The sequence below is a fragment of the Nonomuraea sp. NPDC049607 genome (assembly GCF_040675375.1).
Classification (GTDB): Bacteria; Actinomycetota; Actinomycetes; order Streptosporangiales; family Streptosporangiaceae; genus Nonomuraea.
On sequence record NZ_JBFAOV010000028.1, the window covers coordinates 122656 to 130607 of the forward strand.

A 7952-nucleotide genomic window follows, 5' to 3' on the forward strand; every position below is an offset into this window, starting at 1 on the left:
CCTCATATCTTGACGCACACGTTGACGGGCTCGGAGAAGAAGTCGAGCGAGTACTCGCCGCCCTCGCGCCCGATGCCGGAGGCCTTCACGCCGCCGAACGGCGTGCGCAGGTCGCGCAGGTTCCAGCAGTTGACCCAGACGATGCCGGCCTGGATCCGGGGCGCCACGCGGTGGGCGCGCGACAGGTCCGTGGTCCACACGGTGGCGGCCAGTCCGTACGGGCTGTCGTTGGCCAGCCGGACGGCCTCGTCCTCGTCGTCGAACGGCGCCACGTGGCAGATCGGGCCGAAGACCTCCTCGCGGACGGTCCTGGCGTGCGGCGGCAGGCCGGTGATCACGGTGGGCTCGACGTGGAAGCCGCCGTCGCGGGCGTCGCCGAACTCCGGCACCCCTCCGCCGGCGAGCACCGTCGCGCCCTCCTCGACGGCGAGCCGGTAGTAGGACAGGACCTTGTCGCGGTGCTCCGCCGAGATCATCGGCCCGTAGCCGCGCAGTTCCCTCGCCCGTTCGGCCAGCGCCCGCGTGAACGCCTCGAAGATCGGGCGCTGGACGTAGACGCGTTCGGTGCACAGGCAGATCTGGCCGGAGTGGGTGAAGCTGGAGCGGATCGTGCCCTCGACCGCCTCCTCCAGGTCGGCGTCGGCGAAGACCAGGGCCGGGTTCTTGCCGCCCAGCTCGAAGGAGACCGGGGTGACGTGCGCGGCGGCGTTGCGCATGATGGCGCTGCCGGTGGCCGAGGCGCCGGTGAAGGCGATGGCGTCCACGCCGGGGTGGGCGGTCAGGTGCTCGCCGGCCGCCCCCGCGCCGTGGCCGTGCACCAGGTTGAACGCGCCCGGCGGCAGGCCCGCCGCGTCGATCACCTCGGCCAGCAGCGTGGCGGTCGAGGGGGTCTCCTCCGACGGCTTGGCGACGACGGCGTTGCCCGCGGCCAGGGCGGGCGCGACCTTCCAGGTGAGCAGCAGCAGCGGCAGGTTCCACGGTGAGATGACGGCGACCACGCCGAGCGGGCGGCGCACGGTGTAGTTGAGCGCCTGCCCGCTGCCGCTCCAGGCCGGGACGCCGGTGGAGTACGCCCGCTCGGGACGGCCGTAGGCGAGGTCGGCGTAGGCGCGGAAGTTGCCGGCGGCGCGCGGGATGTCGACCGTCGCGGCCAGCTCGCGCGGCTTGCCGGTGTCGGCGACCTCGGCCTCGACGAACTCCTCGAACCTGGCCTCGATGCCGTCGGCGATCCGGCGCAGGTACGCGCACCGCTCCTCGGTTCCGGCGGTTCCCCAGGGGCCGTCGAGCGCGGCGCGGGCGGCCCTGACGGCCTCGTCCACGGTCTCGCGGGACGCCTCGGGGACGGTCCCGACGGTGCGTCCGTCGACGGGCGAGATGAGGGGGAAGTCCGTCCCCGCCGTCGTGAAGACGCCGTTGACGTAGTGCGCGGGCTTCATGGCCGACATTCTCCAGATTGCCCGCCATAACAGTCCAATACCGAAATATCGCCTGGCCATCCTTATTTCGTTATATGTCAGTTCTGCTATGCCTCCCGACCGAATCGGTATTCGTTCTGGCATACCACCAGCGTGCATCCTCTTCCGTACCCATATCCGGAAGGCACAGAGTGATGGACACAGATCGCCGTCTGGCCGCCCGCCGCGTCACGCGGGCCGCCTTCATCGGCACCGCCATCGAGTGGTACGACTTCTTCCTCTACGGCACCGCCGCGGCCCTCGTCTTCAACAAGCAGTTCTTCCCCGCCATGGACCCGGTCGCCGGATCCATCGCCTCCTTCGGCACCATGACCGTGGGATTCCTGGCCCGCCCGCTCGGCGGCATCGTCTTCGGCCACTTCGGCGACCGGATCGGGCGGCGCAACACGCTCGTCGTCTCGCTGCTCATCATGGGCATCGGCACGACGCTGATCGGCGTGCTGCCGACGTACGACAGCATGGGCGTCTGGGCGGCGGTGCTGCTCGTGGTGATGCGCGTCGCTCAGGGCATCGGCCTGGGCGGCGAGCTCGGCGGCGCGGTGGTGCTCACGATGGAGCACGCACCCAAGGGCCGGCGCGGCCTGTACGGGGCGTTCCCGATGATGGGCACCCCGGCGGGCATGCTCTGCGCGAACGCCGTCTTCCTCGGCACGTCCTCGCTGCTGGGCGAGGAGAGCTTCATGGCCTGGGGCTGGCGGGTGCCGTTCCTGCTCAGCATCGTGCTGGTGGCGGTCGGCCTGTACCTGCGGCTGCGCATCGAGGAGAGCCCCGACTACGCCGACCTGGTCGAGCGGCGCAAGCCGGTCAAGCTGCCGATCGCGGTGGTGCTGCGCGACCACTGGCGCGAGGTGGTGCACACCATCGGCGTGATCATCGGCAACAGCGCGCTGGCCTACATCTTCATGGTCTACATCCTCGGCTACGGCGAGGCCGCGGCCGGCCTGTCGCGGACGTTCCTGCTGGGCTGCGTGATCGGCGGCGCCGCCGTGTGGCTGGTCACCGCGCCGCTGTGGGCGCACCTCGGCGACCGGCACGGGCTGCGTTCGGTCTTCGCCTGGGGCTCGGTGGTGCTGCTGGCCGGCGCCCTGGCGATCCTGCCGGTGGTCAACACCGGCAACAAGCCGCTGATCGTGGTGTTCATGCTGGTGATGGGCGCGGTGCTGGCCATGACGCACGCGCCGCAGGGCACGCTGACCGCCAGCTTCTTCCCGGTCGCGATCCGCTACTCCGGCACGTCGGTGGCCTACCAGCTCGCCTCGCTGCTGGGCGGCGGCATCACGCCGCTGGTGGCGGCCTCGCTGTTCGCCTCGACCGGGACCTCGCTGTCGATCACCGCCTACCTGACCGTGGTGACGGTCATCAGCCTGGTCGCCGCGCTGCTGATCCCCCGCAACGACGCCGAACGCCTGGGCGACCAGCCGGCCCTCGCCGACATAGCGAAATAGAGCAGGTTCACCCTGCTCATATGATGATTTCGTGATATCTCGTCCGCTGGACCTGCTGAACGGCCGGCTCAAGCTGAGGCACCTCGTGCTCGTGACCACCATCGCCGAGCAGGGCGGCGTCCTGCGCGCCGCCGAGCACCTCCACCTGGCCCAGCCCGCCGTGACCCGGGGGCTGCGGGAGGTGGAGCAGATCCTCGGGGTGGAGCTGTTCACCCGCGGATCGCGCGGCGTCACGCCCACCCTCTTCGGCGAGGCGTTCATCGACCACGCCCGCGCCGTGCAGGCCGAACTGCGCCGCGCGGGCGAGCGCATCGCCGGTCTGGCCGACGGCACGGCCGGCACGGTCACCGTCGGCACCCTGCTGGCCGCCACGAACGTGCTGCTCCCCCGCTCGATCGCCGCCCTGAAGGCCGAACGGCCGGGCATCACCGTGATCGTCAAGGAGGGCACGTTCGACTCGCTGGTCCCCCAGCTCACCGGCGGCGACCTCGACCTGATCCTCGGCCGGCTCAACCCGATCGAGGACCGCCCCGACCTGCGCCAGCTCCCGCTCTACAACGAGCCCGTGCTGCTGGTCGCCCGCGCCGGGCATCCGGCCGCGCACGCCCGCGCGCTGGCCGACCTGCTGGCCTACCCGTGGATCCTGCCGCTGGAGCAGACCTCGCTGCGGCGGGAACTGGAGCAGGTGTTCCACCGCAACGGGCTGCCGCTGCCGCCCGACCGCACCGAGTGCACCTCCATCCTGACGATCCGCTCCCTGCTGCTCGGCACGGACATGATCGCCGCGCTGCCCGCGCTCTTCGTCAGGACCGACCCCCAGCTCCTCGAACTCCAGGTGCCGCTGCCGTCGGTGCGCCGCTCGGTCGGCGCCACCCTGCCCGGCGCGCGCGCCCTGACGCCCGCGGGCAAGGTCATGCTCTCCCACCTCCAGCAGCAGGCCCGCGACCTCGACACCGGCGAGACGGGCGACCCGTCCGACGCGGCACCGGTGGGAGACTGAGGGGCATGATGGCAGGAGCCGGGTTCGAGCCCGAGTCCGTACGCGTCATCCGGCGGCTGCGCGACGACATCCTCGACGGCGTCCGCCCGCCGGGCAGCAAGCTCGTCGAACGCGATCTGGCCACCGAGCTCGGCGTGAGCCGGGTGCCGGTGCGCGACGCCCTGGCCACCCTGGCCGCCGAGGGGCTGGTGACGTTGCGTCCCCGCACCTGGGCCGTGGTGCGCGAGTTCAGCACCCGCGACGTCGCCGACCTGGTGGAGGTGCGCTCGGCGTTCGAGGCCGTCACCTTCCGGCTCGCCGCCCTGCGGCACGACGCCGAGGGCCTGCGGCGGCTGCGCGCCGACCTCGACGCGGAGCTGCGGGCGGCGGACGCCGGCGACGCGATCCGCGCCCGGCGCGCCGCCGCCGACTTCCACGAGACGGCCGCCGCCATCGCGGGCAACGATCTGCTGGTCGAGCTCGGCCAGGTCCTGCGCAGCCGGATGCGCTGGCTGCTCGGCCGGCACGACGACCTCCAGCTCGTCGCCGACGAGCACCGTGAGCTCTACGAGGCGATCGCCGACCGCGACGTGGCCCGCGTCGGCGAGCTGGTCGCCCGGCACGAGGAGACCAGCGGCCGCCTCACCAGGGAGCACGCGGACCGGCGGGCCCGTCCCTGACCCTGCGTGGGCGTCAGGCGTCCAGGAGCGGTTCGCCGTCTCGGGCGACCACCCGGCCGCCGGCGACCACGAGCGCCCGCGCCGGCACCCGTACGAGCGCGTCCGGCACGTTCTCGGCGTCGATGAGCACGACGTCGGCCCGCACCCCCGCGACGAGGTCGTGCCGGTCGCGGTGCACGAACGGCGCCGCCTTGGTCGTGGCCAGCTCGACGGCGGCGGTGAGCTCGTCGTCGGCGCGCAGCCCGTGCAGGCGGGCGAAGCCGAGGGCGATGCGCAGCATGTCGCCGTCGCCGAACGGCGACCACAGGTCCCTGATCCCGTCGGTGCCGAGGCCGAGGCCGATCCCGCGCTCGGCCATGCCCCGCCACGGAAGGGGCGCGGTGCGCACCGGCGCGACCGTCGCCCAGGAGATGCCCGCCGCGCCGAGGTCGTCGAGCAGGGCGCGCTGGCGTTCGGGGGCCAGCTCGCCCAGGGCGAAGCCGTGGGAGACGGTGACCTTGCCCTGGAGGCCCGTCCTGAGCGTGCGGTCGATGATGAGCTCGTACTGGAACGCGCCGAGCTCGCCGCCGTCGTGCAGGTGGATGTCCAGGCCGACGCCGCGCCGCTCGGCGATCGCGAAGAGGCCGTCGAGCTGGGCGACCGGGTCGCGGTCGATGCTCGCGGGGTCGATGCCGCCGATGCTGGTGGCGCCCGCCCGGGCGGCCTGGTCGAGCAGGTCGAGCACGCCCGGCCGGCGGACGACGCCGTCCTGCGGGAAGGCCACGATCTCGACGTCGATCGCCCCGCCGAGGCGCTGCGCGGCCTCGCGGACGGCCTCGATGCCGCGCAGGCCGACGCCGAGGTCGACGTCGACGTGGGTGCGGGTGGCCGTGGTGCCGTGCCGCAGGAACTCCCGGAGCACCGCCACGGTCCCTTCGACGCCCGGGATGCCGTACCGGTCCCGTTCCGCGCGCTCGTGCTCGATCCGGCCCTGCGTGGTGGCCACGCCGCCGTACGACACCCAGGGCCGGCCCCACCAGCTCTTGTCGACGTGGGCGTGGGCGTTGACGAATCCGGGCAGGGCGAGCAGGCCCCGGCCGTCGACGACCTCGCCTGTGGGCGGGGCCGTCCCGGCCGGGAGCACGCCGGCGATCCGGGTACCGTCGATGGTCAGGTCCACGGGCGGGCCGCCCCAGGGGCGCACGTTGGCGATTGTCCAGGAAGTCACCCGAAAAATGGTATACCAAACTCGGATCGCCCCAGGCAGAGGCCCCTGTCGCCGCCGCGCCGACCGTTGTCGTACCCGACTGAGAAAATCGGCACTGGCCGCGGCACGCGCGGTCGCCCCGACAGGAAAGAGGTGGTCCGATGGGCCCAGAGGTCTTCGACAGCCGTGACATCGGCCAGACCGAGGAGTTCCTCAGCAAGGCATATGCCAAGATGCGCATCGGCTCCGACGTGAAGAACCCCCGCACCCGGATCTCGCGCCAGGTCATGGGCTCGGTCAGCATCGACCAGCTCCACCTCCAATACGCGATGAGCTACGACGTCAACCCCCTCGGCAAGGTGTGCCTGTGCTCGGTCGAATCCGGGACCATCGCCCAGCAGGTCGCCGGCGGCCAGGAGGACGTCTTCGGCCCGGGCGACACCGTGCTGTTCGCCCCGCACGACCTGCCCTACACCGGCGAGATCCGCCGCTCGCGCTACGACATCATCATGTTCGACCCCGCGCTGCTCCAGCAGGTGGCCGGCACGCTGCCCGGCCGCCGGGCCGAGCCGGTGCGGCTGGTGGGGCACCGTCCGGTCTCCCCCGCCGCCGCCCGCCATCTGCGCCGCACGCTCGCCTACCTGCGCGACGACGTGCTGGCCGATCCCGAGCTGACCGCCGAGCCGCTCGTCGTCTCCACCGCCGGTCAGCTGCTGGCCGCCAGCGTGCTCACCGCGCTGCCGACCAACGCCGACGCCTCTGCCGCCCCCGGCGCCCGTCCCGAGGCGCTGCGCCGCGCCACGGCCTTCATCGACGACCACGCCGACCTGCCCATCGGCATCGACGAGATCGCCACCGCCGCCCGCGTCACCCCCCGCGCCCTCCAGTACGCCTTCCGCCGGCACCTGGGCACCACCCCCCTGGGCTACCTGCGCCAGGCCCGGCTGGCCCGCGCGCACGCCGAGCTGAAGGCCGGCGGTCCCGCCACCACGGTGACCGCCGTCGCCGCCCGCTGGGGCTTCTTCCACCCCGGGCGGTTCGCCCAGCTCTACCGGGCCGCCTTCGGCTGCGCGCCCGGCGAGACCCTGCACGCCGCGACCGGCTCTCCCCCGCCCGTTTCGTTCCGTGGACAGGAGTGAGCCGGATTCTTCGTCTCGTGTGCTGACCGGCCACCACCGAAGGGTCAAGGGTTGGAGGCGAGCACGGATCGCAGCGGCACGGGAGGAGATGATCGCGATTGAGTCCCGGCCACAGCGGCAGCACCACGCGACCGTGGCGAGGCCCTAGCCGCAGGCCAGGCGCTCAAGAGCGGGCACAGTTCCGGTGGCCGGCCGACCGCGCCGGTCACGTGACTGAGCCGATCCCATCGCCGGGCCGTGATGCCTGACCTTCTCCGTCCGCCTTCGCACCCGTCCGCCTGCCTTTCCGGCCGGACGGGCTTTCGTGCTGCCCGGCGGCCGGAGGCCCCGTGACCCCGCTGACCCTGACCGGCCGCGACCTGCCCGGTGGCGTGCTGGTGACCGTGACGGGCGAGCTCGACTCCTCCAACTCACCGCGGCTGGAGTCCTTCACCGAGCGGCGCCGGCGGCCCGGGGCGGGAGTGGTGCTCGACCTGGGCGGCCTGACCTTCATGGACAGCCGTGGCCTGCACATACTGTTACGCCTCAACGCCGCCGTGCTCGAACAGGGCGGCGTGCTCCGCCTCGCCGCCGTGCAGGAGCTGCCCGAGCGCGTGCTGAAGGTCACCGGCGTGTGGTCCTCGCTGACCGTGCACGAAGACGTCGGCGACGCCGTGGCGGCGATGGGCGCGCCGCGCCCCGACGACCTCCGTGAGTCGTCGTGACCGTCCCGCGTCCGCGCCGCTTGTCGGCGGACAGGGATGAAGATCACGGGCGCCGGTTCTAGAATCCGGATGGACAACAACCACGATTGTCCCGTCAATGACCTCGCTCATGGTCTCCTGATGGGGGCCGTTCGCGAGGTCGTCGCAGGACAGTCCTGACAACGTCGTAGGACACGAGGGTGACATGAGCGAAGCGATGACCGGTGGCTCCCGTAGCACGTCCGGGGGTGCCGAGGTCGACGAGCTTCGGCTGCGTCAGCTGCTCGGCGGGCTGACGGCGGTCCGGGACGGCGACTTCCGCACCCGTCTGCCCGAGGACGCCGACGGGCTGCTCGGTGAGATCG

General features: G+C 72.5%; 7 protein-coding genes. 5 read left to right on the top strand and 2 right to left on the bottom strand.

Annotation, left to right across the window (positions count from 1 at the left end):
- Positions 1-2: 2 nt before the first annotated feature.
- Positions 3-1436 (bottom strand): 2-hydroxymuconic semialdehyde dehydrogenase, encoded by a 1434-nt coding sequence (locus AB0J97_RS38260; RefSeq protein ID WP_357705556.1) that lies wholly within the window; start codon positions 1434-1436, stop codon positions 3-5.
- Between the two features lie 173 nt (positions 1437-1609).
- Here AB0J97_RS38260 and AB0J97_RS38265 point away from each other — a divergent pair, with 173 nt between their 5' ends.
- From AB0J97_RS38265 to AB0J97_RS38275, 3 genes are read left to right on the top strand one after another with little or no spacing between them, the layout of a single operon-like run.
- Complete coding sequence (locus tag AB0J97_RS38265) at positions 1610-2920, top strand: MFS transporter (protein WP_364098280.1); 1311 nt, start codon at positions 1610-1612, stop codon at positions 2918-2920.
- A gap of 31 nt (positions 2921-2951) precedes the next feature.
- Positions 2952-3920, top strand: coding sequence for a LysR substrate-binding domain-containing protein (locus AB0J97_RS38270; RefSeq protein ID WP_364098283.1), 969 nt, complete (start codon positions 2952-2954; stop codon positions 3918-3920).
- Positions 3921-3925: 5 nt separating this feature from the next.
- Positions 3926-4579: a GntR family transcriptional regulator gene (locus tag AB0J97_RS38275; RefSeq protein WP_364098286.1), complete on the top strand. Its 654-nt coding sequence runs from the start codon at positions 3926-3928 to the stop codon at positions 4577-4579.
- 13 nt (positions 4580-4592) lie between these two features.
- On the opposite strand, the gene AB0J97_RS38280 is transcribed toward AB0J97_RS38275, so the two are convergent.
- On the bottom strand, positions 4593-5786 hold the full coding sequence (locus AB0J97_RS38280; RefSeq protein WP_364098289.1) for an amidohydrolase: 1194 nt from the start codon (positions 5784-5786) through the stop codon (positions 4593-4595).
- A 140-nt stretch (positions 5787-5926) separates the two neighbouring features.
- Here AB0J97_RS38280 and AB0J97_RS38285 point away from each other — a divergent pair, with 140 nt between their 5' ends.
- The gene (locus AB0J97_RS38285; RefSeq protein WP_364098292.1) at positions 5927-6904 is read left to right on the top strand and encodes a helix-turn-helix domain-containing protein; all 978 of its coding nucleotides are present in this window, start codon (positions 5927-5929) and stop codon (positions 6902-6904) included.
- 329 nt (positions 6905-7233) lie between these two features.
- Positions 7234-7608, top strand: coding sequence for an STAS domain-containing protein (locus AB0J97_RS38290; RefSeq protein WP_357705562.1), 375 nt, complete (start codon positions 7234-7236; stop codon positions 7606-7608).
- Positions 7609-7952: the final 344 nt, after the last annotated feature.